20 protein-coding genes are annotated in these 21,336 nt (G+C 67.5%); 9 read left to right on the top strand and 11 right to left on the bottom strand.

Annotated elements, in window-relative coordinates; translation table 11 throughout:
- Positions 1-115 precede the first annotated feature (115 nt).
- The 4 genes from JL37_RS28360 (at position 116) to JL37_RS28345 (ending at position 6,701) form a co-directional block, all read left to right on the top strand.
- Positions 116-1,147, top strand: a complete 1,032-nt coding sequence (locus JL37_RS28360; RefSeq protein WP_081955242.1) for a transporter — start codon at positions 116-118, stop codon at positions 1,145-1,147.
- 78 nt (positions 1,148-1,225) lie between these two features.
- Positions 1,226-2,389: a formylglycine-generating enzyme family protein gene (locus JL37_RS28355; RefSeq protein WP_081955241.1), complete on the top strand. Its 1,164-nt coding sequence runs from the start codon at positions 1,226-1,228 to the stop codon at positions 2,387-2,389.
- A gap of 79 nt (positions 2,390-2,468) precedes the next feature.
- Positions 2,469-4,103, top strand: coding sequence for an arylsulfatase (locus tag JL37_RS28350; RefSeq protein WP_043548575.1), 1,635 nt, complete (start codon positions 2,469-2,471; stop codon positions 4,101-4,103).
- Positions 4,104-4,169: 66 nt separating this feature from the next.
- Entirely contained in the window at positions 4,170-6,701 is a 2,532-nt protein-coding gene (locus tag JL37_RS28345; protein ID WP_043548835.1) for a fused MFS/spermidine synthase, read from the top strand.
- A gap of 3 nt (positions 6,702-6,704) precedes the next feature.
- On the opposite strand, the gene JL37_RS28340 is transcribed toward JL37_RS28345, so the two are convergent.
- The 3 genes from JL37_RS28340 to JL37_RS28330 form a co-directional block, all read right to left on the bottom strand.
- On the bottom strand, positions 6,705-7,178 hold the full coding sequence (locus tag JL37_RS28340; RefSeq protein ID WP_043548574.1) for a hypothetical protein: 474 nt from the start codon (positions 7,176-7,178) through the stop codon (positions 6,705-6,707).
- 204 nt (positions 7,179-7,382) lie between these two features.
- Positions 7,383-8,018: an FMN-dependent NADH-azoreductase gene (locus JL37_RS28335; RefSeq protein WP_043548572.1), complete on the bottom strand. Its 636-nt coding sequence runs from the start codon at positions 8,016-8,018 to the stop codon at positions 7,383-7,385.
- A complete protein-coding gene (locus JL37_RS28330) occupies positions 8,015-8,479 on the bottom strand; it encodes a GNAT family N-acetyltransferase (RefSeq protein ID WP_043548571.1) in 465 nt (154 codons plus the stop codon). Before JL37_RS28330 ends, JL37_RS28335 begins: the two co-directional genes overlap by 4 nt.
- 56 nt (positions 8,480-8,535) lie before the next feature.
- On the opposite strand from JL37_RS28330, the gene JL37_RS28325 reads away from it, so the two are divergent.
- Entirely contained in the window at positions 8,536-9,954 is a 1,419-nt protein-coding gene (locus JL37_RS28325) for a PLP-dependent aminotransferase family protein (RefSeq protein WP_052097654.1), read from the top strand.
- 14 nt (positions 9,955-9,968) lie between these two features.
- On the opposite strand, the gene JL37_RS28320 is transcribed toward JL37_RS28325, so the two are convergent.
- Positions 9,969-10,448: a carboxymuconolactone decarboxylase family protein gene (locus JL37_RS28320; protein WP_043548568.1), complete on the bottom strand. Its 480-nt coding sequence runs from the start codon at positions 10,446-10,448 to the stop codon at positions 9,969-9,971.
- Between the two features lie 208 nt (positions 10,449-10,656).
- On the opposite strand from JL37_RS28320, the gene chrA reads away from it, so the two are divergent.
- The gene (gene chrA, locus JL37_RS28315; RefSeq protein ID WP_043548566.1) at positions 10,657-11,910 is read left to right on the top strand and encodes a chromate efflux transporter; all 1,254 of its coding nucleotides are present in this window, start codon (positions 10,657-10,659) and stop codon (positions 11,908-11,910) included.
- Here the strand turns inward: chrA and JL37_RS28310 are convergent.
- Both JL37_RS28310 and JL37_RS28305 read right to left on the bottom strand, forming a co-directional pair.
- On the bottom strand, positions 11,896-12,702 hold the full coding sequence (locus JL37_RS28310; RefSeq protein WP_043548565.1) for an enoyl-CoA hydratase: 807 nt from the start codon (positions 12,700-12,702) through the stop codon (positions 11,896-11,898). The genes chrA and JL37_RS28310 overlap by 15 nt on opposite strands.
- Positions 12,703-12,788: 86 nt before the next feature.
- Complete coding sequence (locus JL37_RS28305) at positions 12,789-13,988, bottom strand: multidrug effflux MFS transporter (protein WP_043548562.1); 1,200 nt, start codon at positions 13,986-13,988, stop codon at positions 12,789-12,791.
- Between the two features lie 70 nt (positions 13,989-14,058).
- Between JL37_RS28305 and JL37_RS28300 the strand changes: the two genes are divergently transcribed.
- Positions 14,059-14,379 carry a SelT/SelW/SelH family protein gene (locus tag JL37_RS28300; protein ID WP_043548561.1) on the top strand — a complete coding sequence of 107 codons (321 nt, stop codon included), beginning with the start codon at positions 14,059-14,061 and terminating at the stop codon, positions 14,377-14,379.
- On the opposite strand, the gene JL37_RS28295 is transcribed toward JL37_RS28300, so the two are convergent.
- From JL37_RS28295 to JL37_RS28285, 3 genes are all read right to left on the bottom strand, one after another.
- Complete coding sequence (locus JL37_RS28295) at positions 14,380-15,900, bottom strand: tripartite tricarboxylate transporter permease (RefSeq protein WP_043548560.1); 1,521 nt, start codon at positions 15,898-15,900, stop codon at positions 14,380-14,382.
- Positions 15,901-15,903: 3 nt separating this feature from the next.
- A complete protein-coding gene (locus JL37_RS28290) occupies positions 15,904-16,374 on the bottom strand; it encodes a tripartite tricarboxylate transporter TctB family protein (RefSeq protein WP_043548558.1) in 471 nt (156 codons plus the stop codon).
- Between the two features lie 201 nt (positions 16,375-16,575).
- On the bottom strand, positions 16,576-17,088 hold the full coding sequence (locus JL37_RS28285) for a GFA family protein (RefSeq protein WP_043548557.1): 513 nt from the start codon (positions 17,086-17,088) through the stop codon (positions 16,576-16,578).
- 440 nt (positions 17,089-17,528) lie between these two features.
- Here JL37_RS28285 and JL37_RS30775 point away from each other — a divergent pair, with 440 nt between their 5' ends.
- Both JL37_RS30775 and JL37_RS28280 read left to right on the top strand, forming a co-directional pair.
- Positions 17,529-17,681 carry a hypothetical protein gene (locus JL37_RS30775; protein ID WP_197064659.1) on the top strand — a complete coding sequence of 51 codons (153 nt, stop codon included), beginning with the start codon at positions 17,529-17,531 and terminating at the stop codon, positions 17,679-17,681.
- A 297-nt stretch (positions 17,682-17,978) separates the two neighbouring features.
- On the top strand, positions 17,979-18,611 hold the full coding sequence (locus JL37_RS28280) for a transferase (RefSeq protein ID WP_231570447.1): 633 nt from the start codon (positions 17,979-17,981) through the stop codon (positions 18,609-18,611).
- 49 nt (positions 18,612-18,660) lie between these two features.
- On the opposite strand, the gene JL37_RS28275 is transcribed toward JL37_RS28280, so the two are convergent.
- Together JL37_RS28275 and JL37_RS28270 are read right to left on the bottom strand one after the other, a co-directional pair.
- Entirely contained in the window at positions 18,661-20,211 is a 1,551-nt protein-coding gene (locus JL37_RS28275) for a diguanylate cyclase (protein WP_043548554.1), read from the bottom strand.
- Between the two features lie 38 nt (positions 20,212-20,249).
- Entirely contained in the window at positions 20,250-21,329 is a 1,080-nt protein-coding gene (locus JL37_RS28270) for a site-specific integrase (RefSeq protein ID WP_043548553.1), read from the bottom strand.
- Positions 21,330-21,336 lie beyond the last annotated feature (7 nt).

The following is a 21,336-nucleotide window of genomic DNA, read 5'->3' as shown; positions in this document are numbered from 1 at the left end:
TCTGTGCGATTATTGCGACGGGTGTTACGGCTTTCATCAGTCTCTTCCACAGCCCGATTGAAGTTCCGTTCGGGCTGCTTGTCTTTGCATTCTGTTATCCACACAGGTACGTCGCATGGGCAGCACGAAGTCTGAACCGGAAAGAAAGACCCGCCGCGGCGAGGCCGCGGCGTCTCGCTGCACCGGCGTGTTCGGGATAGCGCTACTGGCGGCCTGCGCGGTGCTTGCCGCGACGTTGGCTCCCGGCGCCGCGCGCGCCACCGAAGGCGCGCTCGGGCGGCAGATCACCGGCACGAACGTGCAGCCCAACGCAGGCATCGTTTCCCCCGAGCCCATCTGGGCCGTCAACCTGTCCCAGATCTATCTCGACGGCAGCATCGGCGGCAGCCGCGAGGTGCCCGTCGCGGGCAAGACCTCGCTTGGCCTCGATGCCAAGGTCGCGTTCACGCTGGCTACCGTGCTCAAGACCTGGGACACCGGGCCCGGCCGCTGGAACTTCGCATCCAGCTTCACGGTGCCCTATGTATGGACCAAGGTGACGTCCACATTGACGGGCGCGCAAGGGCGCAACGCCAGCCAGAGCGATACGGCGTCGAATCTGTTCGACCTGTATTTCTCGCCCATCATCGCGGGATACCACTTCTCCGAAACCTCGCACATGGCGCTCAGCCTCAACATCTGGGCGCCCACCGGGCAGTACAACGCGAACGACATGGCCAACCCCAGTCTCAACAACTGGACCTTCATTCCACAGGTGGCCTACACCAGGATCTTCCCGGAATCCGGGTTCCAGATCGACACCGTGGCGGGCGTGCAGTTCTATACGCGCAACAGCGCCACCGACTACCGCAACGCGCCGCTCTTCAGCATGGACGTGATGGGCCGCAAAATGTTCAGCAACGGCGTCAGCGCGGGCCTGATCCTCGGCACCATCCAGCAGCTGGGCAACGACAAGGGGCCCACCGCCGACCGGCTCAATGGCTTCAAGGGCAGGGATTGGGCGTTGGGCCCGATCGTTACCTATGACAGGAAACTGGCGGACAAGCGTTCGCTGTCGCTGGGCTTGCGCTGGGTGCCCACGATCAGCAGCAAGAACCGCCTGGACAGCAACAGCACGGTCATGGCGACCGCCACGCTGGTGTTCTGAAGGCCTGAATGCAATCCCCGGCCCGCCCGCCAATGGCGACGCGGCATCGAATCGGTTTTCTGATATCGGGTGAGTGAAATGGCAAAGCAAACACGGTATAAGGCACGCGCGGCGGGAGCCCTCCTGCTGGGCGGGGTCGCGTTGGGCGCGGCCGCAAGCACGGCCTACCTGTTCCTGGGCGCCGAGCGCGGGCCGGAGGCGGCCAAGGTCGTGCTGGGCGACGGCAAGAGCGGCCCGAAAGGCATGGCCTGGGTGCCCGGGCGCGAATTCCTGATGGGCAGCAGCCACAAGCTCGCCCAGCCCAACGAGATGCCGGCGCACAAAGTTTCCGTCAGCGGCTTCTGGATCGACGTGAACGACGTCACGAACGCGGAGTTCCGCCGTTTCGTCGAGGCTACGGGCTACGTCACCACGGCGGAACAGAAGCCCAAATGGGAAGACCTGAAGGTGCAGTTGCCCGCCGGCACGCCCCGCCCGGACGACCGGCTGCTGGTGCCGGGCGCCATGGTGTTCGTCGGCACGGCGAACGAGGTGTCCCTGCGCGATTATTCGCGTTGGTGGCGCTATGTGCCGGGGGCCGACTGGAAGCATCCGCAAGGGCCCGGCAGTTCCATCGCGGGCAAGGACGACCACCCCGTGGTCCAGGTTTCGTACGAAGACGCGGTGGCCTACGCCAAGTGGGCGGGCAAGCGCCTGCCCACCGAATCGGAATGGGAAATGGCGGCCCGCGGCGGCCTGGAGCAGGCCACCTATGCCTGGGGCGAGGAACTGCTGCCTCAGGGCAAGGCCATGGCCAACATCTGGGACACGCAGCAGCAGCAACCGTTTCCGGTCGTCAAGGACGAAAAGATCCAGGTCGGCACCATGCCCGTGGCCAGCTTTCCGCCCAACGGCTATGGCTTGCACGACATGGCCGGCAACGTGTGGCAATGGACGTCCGACTGGTATCGCGCCGACGCGTTCAAGATCCAGGCCCAGTACCGCCAGCCGCCCGCGGATCCGGCGGGACCGTCGGACAGTTACGATCCCGACGACGGCGTCGTCCCGTCCAATGCGCCCAAGCGGGTGACGCGCGGCGGCTCGTTCCTTTGCAGCGATACCTATTGCATCAGCTATCGCACCAGCGCCCGGCGCGGCACGGATCCGATGAACGGCATGTCGCACCTGGGGTTCCGCACGGTGATGACGCCGCAGCAATGGAAGGTGGCGCAGGCGCGCGACAGCGGCGTGGCGAGCCGATAGGGCAGATTTGGGGCATTCGAAACACAGCGATTCGTTTACGTGAGTGATTTTCTGCCCGCCAGGGCGAGGAGAAAAAGCGATGAACGCAAGCAGGGTGTTAAGAGCGGCGCTTTTCGCCGCAATGGGCCTTGTAGCCCTGGGCAGCGCGCAGGCCCAGAACCAGGCGTCGCAGACCCGGCAGAGCCAGGATGACTCGGGCAAGAAGCCGAACATCCTGGTGATATTCGGCGACGACATCGGCCAGGCCAACATCAGCGCCTACGCGCATGGCGTGGTTGGATACGAAACGCCCAATATCGACAGGATCGCCAAGGAAGGCATCATGTTCACCGACTATTACGGCGAGAACAGCTGCACGGCGGGGCGCTCTTCCTTCATCACGGGCCAGTCTCCGCTGCGCACAGGCCTGTCCAAGGTCGGCGCGCCGGGCGCGCCCGTAGGCCTGCAAAAAGGCGATATCACCATCGCCGAGGCCCTGAAGGCGCAGGGTTACGCCACGGCCCAGTTCGGCAAGAACCACCTGGGCGACAAGGACGAATACCTGCCTACCCGTCACGGCTTCGACGAGTTCTTCGGCAATCTTTATCACCTGAACGCGGAGGAGGAGCCCGAGCGGCCGTACTGGCCCAAGGATCCCAACGACCCCTACGTGAAGAATTTCTCGCCGCGCGGCGTGATCAAGGCAACGGCCGACGGCAAGGTGCAGGATACCGGCGCGCTGACCGCCAAGCGCATGGAAACCATCGATGACGAGACCGTGGGCGCGGCGCTCGACTACATCGACAAGCACGGCAAGGGGGACAAGCCGTTCTTCGTGTGGATGAATACCACGCGCATGCACATCTATACCCATATCCGGCCCGAGAGCCGCGGCAAGAGCGGCATGCCGGGCAATGACTACGCCGACGGCATGTGGGAACACGACCAGGACGTGGGCAAGCTCCTGAAAAAGCTGGATGACATGGGCATCGCCGACAACACCATCGTGGTCTACACGACGGACAACGGACCCAACGCCTTTACCTGGCCCGATGCGGCGACGACGCCTTTCCGCAGCGAGAAGGACTCCAACTGGGAGGGCGCGTTCCGCGTTCCGGCCCTGGTCCGCTGGCCGGGCAAGATTCCCGCAGGGCAGATCAAGCGCGGCATGGTGTCCGGCATGGACTGGTTTCCGACCTTGCTTGCGGCCACGGGCGACACCACGGTCAAGGAACGGTTGCTGGACGGCTGGGCGCCCCAGGCCGGCGGCGCAAAGTTCAAGGTGCACCTGGACGGCTACAACCAGCTTCACTACCTGACCGGCAAGCAGGACAAGAGCGCGCGCGACGAGTTCTACTACTTCAATGACGACGGCCTGCTGGTCGGCATGCGGTGGGACAACTGGAAGGCGGTGTTCTGCGAGCAGCGGGCGCCGGGGAACTTCAATGTCTGGCAGGATCCGTTCGTCTGCCTGCGGGTGCCGAAGATATTCAACCTGCGCATGGATCCGTACGAACGCGCGGACATCACCTCGGACCAGTACAACGACTGGCTGGCCAAGAACTCCTACCTGACAGCCATCGCCACGATGAAGGCATCCGCGTTCCTGGAGACCTTCGAAAAGTATCCGCCTAGCCAACGGCCCGCCAGCTTCAGCGTGGACCAAGTGCAGGAACGCGTGCACAAGTCGATCGAGGCGCACTTCGAGGCGCTCGAGAAACAGAAGGCGAAGTGATGCGCGGCGCCTGGCGAAGCATGGCGCCCCATCCGCGGACATCTTGAGGAAGACGGCACGATGGCGATGGGCACGGCAGCAATGGAGAACCTGGAGACGCGGCCGGAGAACGGGGCGGACACGCTGACAACGGCGCGGCCGGCGGCGCTGTTGTTCCTGTCGGGCGCGGCGGCGCTGGTGTTCCAGGTGCTCTGGATCAAGCAGCTTTCCCTGGTCGTGGGGGTGGAGGTTAGCGCGATTGCGGGTGCGGTCAGCGCCTTTTTCCTGGGGCTGGCCCTGGGCGGCTGGGTGCTGGGACGCCAGGCGGACCGCCTGCGCCGGCCCCTGCGGTTCTATGCCGCGCTGGAGGTCGCGGCGGCCGTGTCCTGCGTGGCGGTGACCTGGGCGCTTGCCCGCAGCGCGGCCCCGTTCGTGGCCGTCGAAACGCAAAGCGGCGTGGCGGCCTGGCTGCTGATCGGGCTGCTGCTCGCTATTCCTTCCTTTCTGATGGGCGGCACGCTGCCGGTACTGCTTCGAGCCGTCAATCGGCACGATGCGGGAGTCAGCCGGCGGGGCGGGGCGCTATATGCCGCCAACACCTGCGGCGCGATCCTGGGCGCCTTGCTGCCGGCGTTTCTGCTGATTCCGCGCTTCGGCGTGCAGGGCGCCGCGCTGGCCGCCGCCTCGTTCAACCTGCTGGCCGCGGCAGGCGCCTGGCTGCTGGACCGCAAGGCCAGTGGCCGCGCGGCGCCCGCGGCCGTCCACGATGCCGGCCCGCTGTCGGGCGAAGCCCGCCTGGCCGTCGCCTTGTACGCGGTGGCTGGCGGCATCGCGCTGGGCTACGAAGTGCTGTGGTCGCAGATGATCGTGCCATTCATGAGCACCCGCGCATTCGCGTTCGCCATCGTGCTGGCCACCTATCTGTCGGGGCTGGCGATCGGCGCGGCGCTATATGCCCGTTGGGGGCAGCGCGCGCGCAATCCCTGGACGGTGTTCGGCGGGCTGATCGCCGGCGCTGGCCTTCTCGCCGTGCTCGAAGTGGCCGTGCTGGGCAAGTGGCTGGTCGTGGCCCAGACCTATGCGGAAGCGGCCGTCTACCAATGGACGGGCAGCGGCTTTGCCGGCATGTGCGCGCGCTTCGCCGTCGCGGCGGCGAGCTTCGTGCTGGCGCCGACGCTGCTGCTGGGCGCGGCATTTCCGGCCGTGCTGCGGATCGCCGCGGGCGACCGGCGCGTGGGCCGGGACGTCGGCGCCGTGCTTGCGTGCAATACGCTGGGCGGAATCGCCGGCACCTTGCTGACGGGATTCCTGTTGTTGCCCGCGCTGGGGCTGGTGCGCACCCTCGGCGTGCTGGCGGCGCTGGCAGCGCTGGTCGGCGCGGTGGCGGCGTGGCGAGGCCGCGCGGACGGCAGGGCGGCTACCGGCTGGGTGACCGGCCTGGTCGGCTGCGTGGCGCTCGCTGTCGCCGTCAGCCTGCCTGCCGACCGGTTCGCCCGGCTGCTGCCCGGCGCCAGTGGCGCCGGCCTGGCGTTCTACGAGGAAAGCCACGGCGGCACGGTGGCCGTCGTGGAGCGCGAGGGCAATGGGAACCGGTTCCACCGGCTGTACATCCAGGGCGTATCCAATTCCGGCGACGCCATGCCCTCGCTGCGCTATATGCGGCTGCAGGCGCTGCTGCCGCTCATCGTGCACAACGGAGAACCCCGCTCGGCCCTGGTGGTGGGGTACGGCACCGGGATCACCGCAGGCGCCTTGTCGCAGTATCCGGGGCTGGACAAGCGGGCGGTGGCGGAGTTGCTGCCCGCCGTCCTGCGCGCCGCCCCGCACTTCAAGGGCACGTTCCAGGCCGCCACGGATCCGGGGCTGGAAAAGCGCCTGCGCGACGGACGCCGCGAACTCCAGGCCAGCGCGGAACATTGGGACCTGATCACGCTGGAGCCGCCGCCGCCGTCCGCGGCGGGCGTGGTCAACCTGTATTCCCGCGATTTCTATCGCCTGGCCGCAAGCAGGCTGGCGCCGCAGGGCATCGTGGCGCAATGGCTGCCGCTGCCTACGCAGAACGAAGAGGACACGCGCGCGTTGGTGGCCAGCTTCATCGAGGTGTTTCCCCATGCCCAGCTATGGACCAGCGAACTGCATGAAATGCTGCTGGTCGGATCCATGCAGCCCCTGGCGCTGGACGCAGCGCGCATCCAGGCGCGCTACGGGCAGCCCGATACAGCGGCCGCGCTCGCCGCGGTAGGCGTCCCTTCGGCCGGAGCCTTGCTGGCGACCTGGGTGACCGACCGCGCCGGCCTGGCCCGTTTCGCCGGCCGCGTCCCGGCGGTGACCGACGACCGTCCAGGCATCGAGTACGCCACGTGGGTGCGTGCGAAGGAACTGGTCCGTGTCCTGCCGGAGCTGCTTGCGTTGCGCACGGAACCGCCGTTGCGCGGCGCCACGGACAGCCTGCGCGCCGACATCGAGCTCGAGCGGGCGCGGCTGGACGCCTTCTACCGCGCTTCGCTGGCGGCCTATCGGGGCGACCGGGAGACCTGGGCCAGGGAGATGAACAGGGTGGCGCGCGACGACGGCGGCAATGCGTACTACCGGTGGTTCATGCCCAGCAGCGCCCGCTAGGCCTTAGCTGCATATCCGCCGCCATGGCGCCACGCCGTTCGGCGGACAGTATCCCGCGCAGGGCGTGGCGATGGACGTGCCGCTGCGGCAGCGCTGTTCGGGGGCTTTGTCGCCATAGGGCACGACGCCCCGGCAGTCGCAGCGCGCGAGGCCGCTGCCGGAAGGCAGCTTGCTGGCGGCCTCCGCCTGCTCCGCCTTGGCCGCCCGTTCGGCCCTTTCCGCCCGTTCGGTGCGCTCCGCCAGTCCGGGGCTCACTGCGGGCGGCGCTTCGCCGGCGCCGCCGCCATCGCCGTCGATCACGTCCCGTACCTTGGCGGCAGGCATGCCGCAGGCCTTGGCGATGGCATTCGCCGAGCGCCCGTCCTTGGCCATGGCCTGAATTCGCTTGTCGCTGCATGCCGCGTCGGCGCGGGGCGCCGCCAATGCATACAGCGCCAAGGCGGCGGCAACGAAAAAGCCCGGTCGATGCAAGGTCATGGCGCGCTCCTGCACGAAAGCCCGAATGTTGGGAGAGGCCGCAATCCATAAGGAGGAAAGCGTTCCGCGAAAAGCGTAGTGCCCGCCATTCGGCAGTGTCAATGCGCGCCGTTCACATACCGCGTATGGCCGGATTCGCTTGGCGCGATGGCCCTATCCGGATGGATGAGCCCGGCTTGGTGAGTATGCAACAGCCTATCCGTACTAGGCCGCGAGGACGCGGGCGCCGAAGGCATGCGCGGCGATTTCCGCCTCGGCCCTTGCGCGCGCGGCCTCGAGCGCCACGGGGCCGCGAGCGGTGCCCTGGACGGAAAAGAACGTCACGTCGGGTAGCCCGATGGTGCCCAGCACGTGCCTCAGATAGGGGGTCAGGAAGTCGGGCTGGCGCTGCGCGCCGTCGCCGGAGAACTCCCCTCCGGACGATATCGCGACGTAGACCGGGCGATCGGCGAGATTGCCGAGCTTGCCTTCGGGCGTGATGCGGAAGGTATGGCGCACCCGCACGACGTGGTCGATCCAGGCCTTCAAAGAGGAGGGCACCGTGAAGTTGTGCATCGGCGTAGCAATGACGATGTGGCTGGCGTCCCGCAACGACTGGATCAGTTCGGCGGACTGGCGCAACGCGCCACGTTCCAGCCTGTCGTCCGGCGGATCCTGCGGCGAGCTCAAGGCAGCCGCGTAATCCGGGTCGACGTGGACGAGGGCGTTGGCGTTGAAGTCCCTCACGATAGGCCGAGCGCCGTCCGCCGCGTCGGAGATGCGTTCGACGATATGTTGCGACAGGCGATAGCTTTCGGAGGCGCGGCCACGGGGGCTGCAGACGATGCGTAGGATGCTCATGCGGCGGGGGTTCCCAGTTGCTTGCTGAATCGGATGGCGCTGGTCAACAGGCCTTGGCGGAAGTAAAAGCGTTGGGCCAGGGCGTTGGCCAGGCCGGTATCGAGCACCAGCTTGGCGCAACCGCTGTCGCGCGCCAGGCCATCCAGGGCTTGCAGCAGCCGCGCGCCCCAGCGTTCGCCGCGGCGCGTGGGCGAGACGACCAGGTCGTCCACATAAAGAAAGCGGCCATAGACCAGGTTCTCCTGGTAGCGGTAGCCAGCCAGGGCCACGGCGCAGCCTTCCTGCATGGCGGCCAGCAGGCGGTAGCGTTCGTGCCGCATGCGGCCGATGCGTTCCATGAAATCAATTTCCTCCGTCAGGTGCGGACGCAGTTCGCGCATCAGCGGCAGGCAGGCGCGCCATTCTTCCGGGGTTTCCAGATGGCGCAGGGCGGTGTCGTTGTCGTGTGTCATGGAAGCCATGTTAGGCAGCGCATGACATAATTTGAAGGGCCATAAAATGAATTTCTGACTATGCCATGATTGCGCCTTCCGAACCGATCCCTACCTCGCTGCCAGGCGGCGCCAACGCCTTGTACCGGCAGGTCTACGAACGCTTCCGGGAAGCCATCGCCCAGGGCACGCTCAAGCCCGGCGACCGCATCCCGTCCGCCCGGGCGCTGGCCAAGGAGCTGGGCGTGGCGCGCGGCACGGTGGAAGTCGCCTATTCGCTGCTGGCGTCCGAAGGCTACATCCAGGCGCGAGGCCAGGCCGGCACCGTGGTGTCGCCCGGCCTGCAGCCGCACGCGGCGGCTCCCGCGGCGCAGCCGCCCGCCGCGCCCGTGCGCGATGAGCACGCATGGCCGCGCTCATCGGGCATCCTGCCTTTCCAGATGGGCTTGCCCGCGCTGGATGCGTTTCCCCGCAAGCTCTGGGCGCGGCTGGGGGCCAGGCAGCTGCGCGGGCTGCAGGCGCCCGAGCTTGCCTACCCGCCCAGCGGCGGCCTGCCGGCCCTGCGCGGCGCGACGGCCGCCTATCTGCAAGTGGCGCGCGGCATCCATTGCCAGCCCTCGCAGGTGTTCATCACCTCGGGCTACAACCACACCATGCGGCTGGTGCTGCAGGCCCTGTTCGAGCCCGGCGACGAGGTATGGATGGAAGATCCGGGCTATCCGCCCACCCGGTTCCTGCTGGAACAGGCGAGGCTGCGGCCTGCGCCCGTGCCCGTGGACCATGACGGCCTCATCGTGGGCGCGGGCATCGAACGGGCGCCGCGCGCCCGTGGCGCCGTGGTGACGCCGGCCCATCAAAGCCCGCTGTGCATGTCGCTGTCGCTGCCGCGCCGGCAGGCGCTGCTGGACTGGGCGGAGCGTAACGGAAGCTGGATCGTCGAGGACGACTATGACGGCGAATACCGCTACGTCAGCAGGCCCTTGCCCGCATTGAAGAGCCTCGATACACAAGGGCGGGTCCTGTACGCGGGCACGTTCAGCAAAGTGCTGTTCCCGGGGCTGCGCCTGGCCTACCTGGTGGTTCCCGAAGCGCAGGCGGCGCGCTTCGAACGGATCTGCTGGCTGACTGGCGGTTCGCCCGGCCTGACGCAGGCCATCCTGGGCGCCTTCATTGCCGAGGGGCATTTCGGCCGCCACATCCAGCGCATGCGCAAGCTCTACGCCGAGCGGCGAGAGGCCGCCGCCGCGGGCCTGGCCGCCGCGCTCGGCACGCGCATGCGGATCGAACCGCAGCCGGGAGGGATGCATCTGGTGGCGCGGCTGCAAGGGCCGCAGACCGACCGCGGCCTGGCGTCGCGCATGCAGAAGGAAGGGCTGTTCGCGGAGGCGCTATCGCGCTGGTATGCCGCGCCGGGCGGGCAGTCCGGCCTGCTGCTCAGCTTCACCAATATCGCGTCGGAAACACAGGCCCGGGACCTGGGGCTGCGCATCCGGGCGTTGATGTAACGTCCGGCGCGGGCTTATTCCAGCCCAGCCTTGTCCAGGCCGTAGGCCGCGTCCGCCGAGCCGGGTACCGTCCTGAACGCCACGTTCAGGCGGTTCCAGCCGTTGATGCCGACCACCAGCAGCGTGAGGTCGGAGAGCTCGGACTCGGAAAAATGCTCGCGCGCGGCGCGGTAGGCGTCGTCCGAGACACCGTCAGAGGGCAGGGTGGTGACGGTTTCGGTCCACGCCAGGGCGGCGCGTTCGCGCGGCGAGAAGAGCGTGGACTCGCGCCAGATCGCAATGTGATGGAGACGGAGCTCGCGCTCTCCCGCGATTCTCGCCTGCTTGACGTGCATGTCCAGGCAAAAGCCGCAGCCATTGATCTGGGAAGCGCGGATGTCGACCAGCTGGCCCACTTCGCGGACTACCGCGGACTTCTTGAGCGCCATGCTGAACTCCAGGTACTTGCTGGAGATCTCGGCCGAGGTGTCGAAATAATTCAATCGTTGAGTCATGTTCCTGCCTGTCTGCTGTCAATGTTGCGGGGAAGAACCGCGAACCGTCAGGATGCCGCCTCTTGGCCCAGAGCAGAAGTGCCATGAACGGTATTTCCACCTGGGCCATGTTGGACGTCCGGACGGTTGAATCTGCCACGCCGCCCGGCTATAAGCTTGAAGCGGGGGCTGGATTCGCATGCCCCGCCTGTTGATGAAGCCAAGTCCCATGCCGCTGCCTTCTCCCCATGACGAACATGTCGCCAGCCAGTCGGCGGCGTCCGCCCGCGTCGAGCCAGGCCGGGGTTCCTGTCTGGAAGTGTTCCTGATTTTCCTGCGCCTGGGCCTGACGTCCTTCGGGGGGCCGGTTGCGCATCTGGCCTACTTCCGCAATGAATTCGTCGAGCGCCGCCGCTGGCTGGACGACTACGCCTATTCCGATCTGGTGGCGTTATGCCAGTTCCTGCCCGGACCGGCCAGCAGCCAGGTCGGCATGGCCATCGGCCTGAGGCGAGCGGGCTGGGCGGGCATGCTTGCCGCCTGGATCGCGTTCACGCTGCCCAGCGCGATCGCGCTTGTGCTGTTTGCCGTGGGGCTGGCGCAGTTCGGCTGGCTGTCCGGGTCCGGCGCCATCCATGGGCTGAAGGTCGCGGCGGTCGCCATCATCGCGCAGGCGGTATGGGGCATGGGCCGGTCGCTCTGTCCGGACCGGCCTCGCGCCGGGCTGGCGGTCGTCGCCGCGCTCATCACCGTGGCGCTGCCGACCGCCCTGGGGCAGCTGGGCGCCATCCTGCTGGGGGCCGTCATCGGAGCCGCCGCGCTCCAGGTGCCGGCGCGGCCTGCCTTGGCCACCGAACAACAAAGCGTGTCCCGCCGCGCGGGCTATCTTGCCCTGGCGCTGTTCGTGCTGCTGCTGGCGGCGCTGCCGGCCTGGGCTGCACTCGGCGGCCAGCCGCTGGCTGCGCAACTGGCCGGCTTCTACCGCGCGGGGGCTCTGGTATTCGGTGGCGGCCACGTGGTGCTGCCCCTGCTGGAATCCGCGTCGGTGGCCGGCGGCATGGTGTCCAATGCGGACTTCCTGGCGGGCTACGGCGCCGCGCAGGCCATGCCTGGTCCGCTGTTTTCCTTCGCCGCGTTCCTGGGCGCCATCTCGTCCGGCCCCGTGTCGGGCTGGGCGGGCGCGCTTGCGCTGCTGATCGCGATCTTCCTGCCCGGCGCGTTGCTGGTGACTGCGGCCTTGCCGTTCTGGGAAAGCCTGCGGCTGCGGCCCGGCGTGCGCAACATGATCGCGGGGGTGAACGCCAGCGTGGTGGGCATCCTGCTGTCCGCGCTGTACGACCCGGTGTGGATCAGCGGCATACGCGGGCGCGCGGACTTTGCGTTGGCCCTGCTGCTGTTCGCGCTGCTGGTCTACGCAAGGTGGTCGCCCGTGTGGGTGGTGCTGACCGCCGCCGCGGGCGGATGGGCCCTAGGACTGCTCTAGGGCCCGCCAGCGCGGCTGGCGCTTCTGCAGGAAGGCGTCGATGCCTTCGCAGGCGTCGGCCTCCATCATGTTGCGGGCCATCACGTCTCCCGCGTAGTCGTAGGCATCGGCCAGCGCCATTTGCCGCTGCTTGTAGAACATGCGCTTGCCGTAGCGGATCGCCGTCGGGCTCTTCGCCAGGATGTCGTTCGCCAGCGCCTGCACGCGCCCGTCCAGCTCCGCGTCCGGAACGGCATCGTTGATGAGGCCCCAGTCCTTGGCCTGGGCCGCGTCGATGAATCTCGCCGTCACCAGCATTTCGAAAGCGCGCTTGGCCGACACATTGCGGCTCAGGGCCACGGCGGGCGTCGAGCAGAACAGCCCCACGTTGATTCCGGACACCGCGAACGTCGCCGTATCGGCGGCCACGGCCAGATCGCAACTGGCCACGAGCTGGCAGCCTGCCGCGGTGGCGATCCCGCGCACCTTGGCGATGACGGGCACGGGCAGCGCCTGCAAGCCCTGCATAACGCTGCCGCACTTCCTGAAGAGCTCGCGGTAGTAGTCCAGAGAGGGCTGGCTGCGCATTTCGCGCAAATCGTGGCCGGCACAGAACGCCCGGCCCGCGGACTCCAGCACGACGCAGCGCGCTTCGCCGTCGCGGGCCAGCGCGTCGATTTCCGCTTGCAGGGCGGCCAACATGGCTTCGGAAAGCGCATTGAATTGACCGGGCCGGTTCAGGCGCAGCGTTACCACGCCGCCCTCGGCCGTGCGCGCCAGGATCGGCTGTTCCGCCGTTTCTTCGATACTCATGTCGCCTCCAGGTAGGGTATCCCTGGATACTACGGCCTGCGCCGGCGAAAGAAAACCGGTCGGGCCGCGTTACCGGTCGGGCCCGGTCAGCCGGCGGCCAGCCGCCGCGACATGCCCGCGGACAGGCACAGCAGCGGCGCCACGATCGCCGCGCCGATCAAGGCCATCGCGGTCTGCGCCGGCATGCCGCTATCGAGCAGGATGGTGGCGATAAGCGCCGATCCGCTCATCTGGAACAAGCCATACACCGCGGCCGCCGTGCCCGCGCGCTCGGCAAAGGGCTCCAGCGCCAGGCTCAGGCCGGAACCCAGCGCCAGCGAAAAGCCCACCGTCAGCACCGCGACCGGCAGCATGAACACCCAGGCCGACAAGGGCATCCACAGCCACGCCGCCAGATGCATGGCCGCCGCCAGCAGCAGGGCGGCCATGCCCACCCGCACCATCGTGTGGCGGCCGAAGCGCGCAATAAAGGCGGGCGCCAGAAAGAAGGCTCCGATATTGATGGCCGCATTGCCGCCGAACCAGGCGGAGAATCCCAATTCGGAATAGCCCAGCTGCTGCACCAGCACCACCGGCGCGGCGGAGACGAACACGAGAATCATCGCCATGCCGGCCATGCCGAACGCAGCGAAATACAGGAAGCGCCCGCTGGCGACGATGGGCGCATAGCGGCGCAGGCTGTACAGCGCGCCTTGCGGCCGGCCGGACGCCGCCCGCGTTTCCTCGAAACGGCCCGCCAGCAGGCCCGCCAACGCCAGCGCGAACACCACCATGAAGGCGAACGTGCTGCGCCAGCCCGCATGCACGGCCAGCGCGCCGCCCACCATGGGCGCCAGCGCGGGCACGGTGCACAGCGCGCCGTTCAGGTAGCTGTAGACGCGCGCGCCCACGGCCGGACTGAAGCAGTCGCGCACCGCGGCGAAGGCGACGAGCGAGGCCGAGCAGGCGCCCAGCCCCTGGATCACGCGCGCGGCGTAGAAGACTTCCAGCGAGCCGGCCACCGCGCCCAGCGCCGAGCCCAGCAGATAGGCCAGCACGCCGCCCAGCGCCACGGGCCGCCTGCCGTAGCGGTCGGCCAAGGGCCCGATCAGCATCTGGCCCACGCCGACCGCGAAGATGAACAGCGTGATGCTGGCCTGGAGCGCGGTGACGGGCTGGCCGAAATCGTCCGCCATGGCGGGAAGGGAGGGGAGGTAGATGTCGATGCCCATCGGCGTGAGCGTGACCAGCCCCATCAGGAGGCCGATCAGCCAGCGTTGGCCACGGGGACTTAAAGCAGACTTCATGGGGAGGCTCGGGGTTCATGGGAACCCGGGAAAACCCGATATTATCCATGAACGGAGGTAGAATCACTGCATGAATGCGCCCGCCCTCCGACCCCGCATCGTCATCCTCTATTGCACCCAGTGCCAATGGCTGCTGCGCGCGGCCTGGATGGCGCAGGAGCTGCTGTCGACATTTTCGACCGACCTCGGCGAAGTGGTGCTGCAGCCGGGCACCGGCGGCGTCTTCCAGATCACCTACAACGGCGACCTGATCTGGGACCGCAAGAGCGACGGCGGCTTCCCCGAAGCCAAGGTCCTGAAGCAGCGGGTGCGCGACCGGCTCGATCCGGGCCGGCCGCTGGGGCATATCGACGGCCACACCGCCGGCCCCATGTTCAATCCCGAAGCCTGATCAGGCGGTCTCCGAACTGAGCGTCCCGCGCCCCTTGCGCAGCCGGAACGCCGATACCGCCAGCAAGGCGACCAGCCCCACGCAGGCCGCGATGAACCCCAGGCTGATCGGCCGCGACACGAAGATCGACAGATCGCCCCGCGACAAGAGCAACGCGCGGCGGAAATTCTCTTCCACCATGGGCCCGAGCACGAAACCCAGCAGCAGCGGCGCGGGCTCGAACCGCATGCGGATCAGCGCATAGCCGGCCGAGCCGAACACGGTGACCATGGCCACGTCGAACAGGTTGTTGTTCGTGCTGTACACCCCGACGCAGACGAAGAACAGCGCGGCCGGAAACAGGTAGCGGAACGGCACGGTCAGCAGGCGCACCCACATCCCGATCAGCGGCAGGTTCAAGAGCAGCAACAGCACGTTGCCCACCCAGAAGCTGGCGATCAGCCCCCAGAACATGTCGGCGTGCTCCACCATCATCTGCGGTCCCGGCTGGATGCCGTGGATGATCAGCGCGCCCAGCATCAGCGCCATCACCGGATCGCCGGGTATCCCCAGGCTCATGGTGGGAATGAAGCTGGTCTGCGTGGACGCGCTGGTGGCGGCCTCAGGACCCGCGATGCCTTCGATCGCACCGCGGCCGAACCGGCGCGGCTCGCGCGCCACCTTCTTCTCCGTCGCGTATGAGATGAAAGAGGCGATGGTGGGCCCGGTGCCGGGCAGGATGCCGAATGCCGCGCCGATCGCCGTGCCGCGCACCAGCGCGCCGCCCGACTGCTTGATGTCGCCGGCTTCGGGACGCATCGACTTCATGCTGATCTTCGCGGTAGTGACCTTGCCGCCGTCGCCGATGCGGTTGATGTTCTTGAGGAAGTCCGCCACGCCGAACAGGCCCATGGCCAGCGCCACGATCTGCAGGCCATCGGACAGCTCGAGGATGCCGAAGTGGAACCGCATGGTGCCCGTGTTGACGTCGGTGCCTACCACGCCCAGCAGCAATCCCACCACGACCATGGCCACGCCCTTGATCGCCGACCCCTTGGCCAGGGTCGCGCCCGCCAGCAGGCCCAGCATCATCATCGAGAAGTACTCGGCCGGGCCGAACTTGAACGCGACATCCACCAGCAAGGGGGAGAACAGGATCATCGCCAGGATGCCGACGGACGCGCCGCAGAACGACGAGAACATCAGCATGAACAGCGCGGAGCCCGCCTTGCCGTTGCGCGCCAGCGGGTTGCCGTCCAGGCAGGCCACCGCGTGCGACGCGGTGCCGGGCAGGTTCAGCATGATGGACGTAATGCCGCCCCCATACTGCGAACCGTAGTAGATGCCCGACAGCATCACCAGCGCCGCCGTAGGCGTCATCGTGTAGGTCAGGGGCAGCAGGATGGATATCGCGGCCAGCACGCCCATGCCGGGCAACACCCCGATCAGGTTGCCCATGAAGACGCCGAAAACGGCCCACATCAGGTTGTCCAGCGCGAAGGCGATGGAGAATCCGTGCATCAGATTGTTCAGTATCTCCATGGTTCAACCCCAGCGGAACAGGGGGAACTGCAACTGCAGCGCCCAGGAGAACACGGCCACGCCCAGTATCGTGACCCCCGTGGCAAGCAGGGCCGCGCTGCGCAGCGTGTGCTGACGGTCGCCCAGCGCGGAAATGAACACCAGCGCAAAAGTGGCGGGCACCAGGCCGCCGTACTTGCCGACCAGGATGAAGGTCATCAGGCCGCCGATGATGCAGCCCCAGCCGCGCCATTCCGGCGGCGGCACGTCCTCCTCGTCCTCTTCGGCGACCGAAGGCGCCACGGCCATCCGCGCGATGGCCAGGCCCAGCATCACCAGCAGGGCACCCAGGATCGCGGGAAACATCCCCGGCCCCATGCGCGCCAGGGTGCCCAGGCTGTACGTGGACGCCTGCGCGATGGCGCCCAGGCCCAGCACGATCATCGTGCCCGCGGCCCATGCCTCGCGCCGAACGGCGCTGCGTTTGGATTGCATTGTCTTTCCTCCCGTTGTTCCGCTTTGCCTGACTTGCGTCTGAACAAAAGCTGACTTTTCAATGAATGCGGGAGTCTAGAAATCCAAACTTCCGTTCAGCTTTCAGACAGCTCGGAAGAAACGCCGGATGCCGGTATTTCTGCGGAAAACGGGGGAAATCCCTAGGAACGCGCGGCCCGGGCCTGGGCTGCCGGAGTAGGTTCAGGCCTTGGGCGTCCAGGGTTTGCGGGCGGCGCCCGCGAGCGCCGCTTCCAGGCGCCGCTTGCTGGCTTCGGGCCAGCAGGCGTCCATGTCGTAGAACTCCTCGGCCGCGGGCACATCATCCGGAAGGCGCAACCAGGGATGCTTGGAGCGCACGAAGCAATGCGCGCCGGGCGGGAAGTCGGCAGCGCGGTCCAGCGTGCCTGCGTACACCAGCGCCACGGACTCTCCATACGCGGGGTGGTAGCTCCACAGGAGACCGGCGCAGGCCGCGCAACGCACGATAACCGCCGTTTCCCCGTCGTTCGCGCTCTTGCCGGCGGGATGGCGGGCCACCTCGCCTTGCAGCAGCGTCACGCGGTCGGATTCGACGGGCGCATTCATGGCGAATGCGGTGCCCGAGTGCCGCTGGCATAGCGTGCAATGGCAGCAATGCACAAACATCGGCGGGCTGGCGAGGCGATAACGGACTGCGCCGCAGTCACAACCGCCTTCGATGAGGGGCGCAGTCATGGCGCGTCTCCGGGGAAGGATGGCGCGGCCAGTGTATCGGGGCGCCGGCCCAGGCGGCAGTGGCGATCGCGACACAATCCGGGGGGATTGCGACAGGTGCAAAATCCCCGGCAAACGCCGGCGCCACACGGCGGCCGCCCCCCGAAAACGGGCGGAGCAGGGCGGAGGCGGGGACGAGACTGCGGCCGAATCGGCGGCCGCGCGCGCATCCGCTGGCTATTTCAGGTAAAATCATGCTAAAATACAACAATTGGCAGCAAATCAACAATAACAATGCTGCCCGCTGCAGCCGGGCCCACGGGTTCGGCAGTGTCTTTGCCCAGCGTTGCCCGCGCGTATGTTCCCCCGCGTCCTGCCAAGGACCGCATCGAAGGCACGCTTGAATCCTGCGTATCGCGCTTGTGCGGGGGAAGCCATGCGCCCTGAATAGGAGAACGCTCATGTCTCATCAACTGGTCGGCAAGAAGTGGCGCTTCGAGGTCCCGCCCCTGGACTGGAAAGCGCCCGAGGCCAAAAAAGACGCTGACATCAACTCCGCTCCGGCCGACGCCGATTCCGCCGAAGATACCGAAGCCTTGCGGTCCACCGCGTAAGGCTTGATCGCGCCCGGCGGGGCGCCATCCCAAGGGCCTCGGGCGGCGCGCGCCTTGCGCGTCGCCCGAGGCCATCTTTGTTTCCCGCACCATAGTCATCCGCAGCTTCCGACCGCGCGCCGCGCCGGACGGCGGCATGCGCCTGCGCGCCGGGACCGGCCCCGGCACGGACCTTTCTGATAGCGAGTACCTGGAATGCCTGCAAGCACTTCGAGCCGTCAACCGGTTAGGCCTTTTATCTACGCCACGACGACGTCGCGGTCCCTGATGTTCGAGCACGGCGAAATACAGAGCCGCATGTGGACCAGGGACCCCAACGCGCTGAACCTGGAATACACGCGCATCATGATGCGGTTCCTGCTGCTCAATCCCGAGCCCCGCCGGATCGCCATGGTCGGCCTGGGAGGGGGCTCCCTGGCCAAGTTCTGCTACCACTATCTCCCGTTGGCCCGGATAGACGTCTTCGAGATCAATCCGCACGTCATCGCCTTGCGCGATTCCTTCCACGTTCCCGCCGACGATTCCCGCTTCAAGGTGCTGCTCGGCGATGGCGCCGACCTGATCCAGCGGCATCGGGACGAATACGACGCCATATTGCTTGACGGCTACGATATCGGCGGCATTCCCGCACAGCTCGCCTCCGAGGCGTTCTACCAGAACTGCTTCGACGCCCTGGCCACAGACGGGCTGATGGTGGGCAACTTCCATGCGCTGGACTTCAATTACCGGCGGTACCTGGGGCGCATCAAGCGGCGCTTTGCGGGATCGGTCATCGAGGTGAGCGATATCTCGTTGGCTCACCGCATCGTGTTCGCCTGCAAGGGCGGTCTGCTCAAGCGCCGCGCGGGCCTGCCCACCCGCAAGCCCGCAGCCATGGGGGCGGACCTGTGGGCGCGCATCGCGCCCGGGCTCTGGCCGCTGCAAGACTGACGAAGGTGCCCTGGAAACGAGGGGGAGTTCCGGAGGCCCCGCCGCGCCGTTACGGCGTGTGCGCGACCACGCGGTTGCGTCCTTGCTGCTTGGCCGCGTAGAGCGCCTCGTCCGCGGCGCGGAACGCCGCGCCCACGTCCGGGCCGGCCGACGGCCATTGCGCCACGCCGGCCGAGAGCGTGATTCCCGCCGTGCCGTGCAAGCGGTGCTCCTCCAGGCTCTTGCGCAGGCGCTCGGCCATGTTGGCGGCTTCCTTCATGCCGGCGGCGGGAAGCAGGATCAGGAATTCCTCTCCGCCATTGCGGCAGAGCACGTCCGACGGGCGCGAGCAATCGCGCATCAGCTGCGCCACGCCGCGTATCACCTCGTCGCCCACCGTGTGGCCGTAGGTGTCGTTGATCTGCTTGAAATGGTCGATATCCAGCGCAACCACCGCAAACGGCGAGCCCGCGGCCTGCATCCGTTCCACCGCGGCTTGCAGGCCGCGCCGGTTATGCAGGCTGGTCAGAGGATCGGTGATGCTGGCCTGGTTCAGCTTGCCGATCTCATCCTGCAGGCTGGTAAAGCTGCGCAGCACGGCCCGCTTCAGGCGCTGGGCCTCGAAGTACCACGCCCGCACGGACTGCACCCGCTGCATCGCTACGGCGACTTCCTGGTGTTCGACATTGGTGGCAAGCTGCGACAGCGGCTGGGAGATCTTGCGCGCGCACCACCAGATGGCCAGGAGGAAGGCGAGGGCGAAAGGCGCCGCGTACCCGATCAATGCCCGGATCAGGTCGTCCAGCGGCTCCAGCGTCGCCTTGGTTGGCCGCTGCGCAACCACGCCCCAGCCGCTCAACGGGACGTCGGCAAATCCCGCCAGCATATCCACGCCCCGCGTATTGACCAGGCGTTGCGCGCCGGACTGGCCCCGCATGACGGCCGCCACCGCCGGGTTGGCCGTGACGTCTTCGCCGATGCGGGCGGTGTCCTCGTGATAGATCAGCCGGCCTTCGTGGTCGACCACATAGAGATAGGAGCCATCCTGGTAATGGTGCTTGCCCAGCAGCATGTGGAGGGCGCCTTCGCTGCGCAGGTAGATGGTGCCGGCGATATAGCCCAGATAGCGGCCGTTGTCTCCGTGAATCGGCTGGGAAACATTGATCAGCAGGTTGCCGGAAAGAGAGACATAAGGCTTGCTGATCATGGGCTTGCGGGCTTTCAGCGCCGCGCGGCTGCCGTCATTGTCGACCCGGGTGCCCACGAAGCCCCGCAGGCTTTGCGAGGCGGCAAGCACCATTCCATCGGCGCGGATAACCGCGACCGAGTTGAAACTGTCGGTCTGTTCCTGCAAGCGCACGGCCTCGGTGGCCAGCAGCTCCGGGACGTCGAAGCGGGCGGCCAGGTGCCGGGCGCTGTATTCCAGCTGCCGCTGGGCCGTCTTGAGAAACGCGCCGGCGCTCTCTGCAAGCTTGGCGGCATAGACGCGATTGGCTTCCAGCGTGTTCGCGATGAGCTGTTCGCGTTGGACGCGATAGCTCGCGTAGAGCGTGTTGGCGGTGGCAACGACCGCGCTGAATATGGTGAGCGCAAGCACGAGCCCGCGCAGGTGGATTCGCATGAAGGGACCGGGTCGGGCAGGGAAGGCAGGGCCAAATTTTAACTTGGGCCGGTATCGGGCTCGTCGAGCAGGCGGGCGGCCGGCGACTGGGCGGCCGCCCCCGCGCGGAAATAGCCCATGACGGTAGCCACGCTGGCGTGCCCGGTCAGCGCCATGGCGTCGCCCAACGGCACATTCCGCCGGCCTGCCTCAGTCACGAAGCCCGACCGCAGGCTGTGCGCCGAGAAATCGCCTTGCAGGCCGGCCAGCCTGCAGCGCTGCTGCACGATGTCGCGCAGCGCCGCCGCGGCCAGCGGTTCGCCCACCACGCCCCCTCGGCGCACGCGGCGAAACAGCGGACCCTCAGAGATGCCGCTGGCGCTGAGCCAGGCATCGAGCGCCAGGGCCGCCATGCCGACGATCGGCTTCTGGTCGTTGGCGCGGTTTGCTCCGGCCTGGTTGGTCTTGGAGTGCGCCAGGGAAAACAGAAAGCCGTCGGCCGTGCGCCGGGTATTCTCGACCGTGGCGCGCGCGACCTCCGAGCGCCGCCGGCCTCCGCTGGCCCACGCAAACAGCAGCAGGGCGCGGTCGCGCACGCCGCGCAGGGAATCGTCGCAGGTCGCCAGCAGGGCCTGCAGCGGTTCACGCGTGAGCGCCACCTTCTTGGCGGGCGCCACGCCGCGCCGGGCGTAGGCGCGGCGCGTCTTGGCCAGAAGCTCCCGCACGCGGGGCGCGCGGCAGGGATTGGGATGGCCGTGCAACTCGTGCGCCTTGGACAGCACGGACAGGCGTTGCAGCAGCGTATTCAGGCTGGGAGGCCCCAGCTTGCCCTTGGCCTTCAGCCGCACCAGCTCTCGGTCCAGCGCCAGAGGCAGCTCCCATTTCAACCCTTGCTCGGTCGAACGCTGGGCGTGGTCGACCACGAACTGCACGACCGCCGCTTCCGGGACGGGCAGGGCGAAGGGGCGCCCGTAGCGCAGCTCGAACCAGGCCGTCCAGTAGCGGATTGCGGCGCGGTAGCTGGCGGCGGTGTTGGCCGAACTGCCTTCCCGCATCAGCCCGCGCACGGCGGCGTCCGCCTGCGCGTCGAGCGCCGAGGGATCCAGCAGGGGCAGTGTTGCTTGAAGGGTAAGAGGCATGGGTTTC

Origin of the sequence: Achromobacter sp. RTa (assembly GCF_000757485.1) — a bacterium.
Classification (GTDB): Bacteria; Pseudomonadota; Gammaproteobacteria; order Burkholderiales; family Burkholderiaceae_B; genus Achromobacter.
Note: the sequence above shows the minus strand (reverse complement) of the source record. Positions and strands in the feature narration are given on the sequence as shown.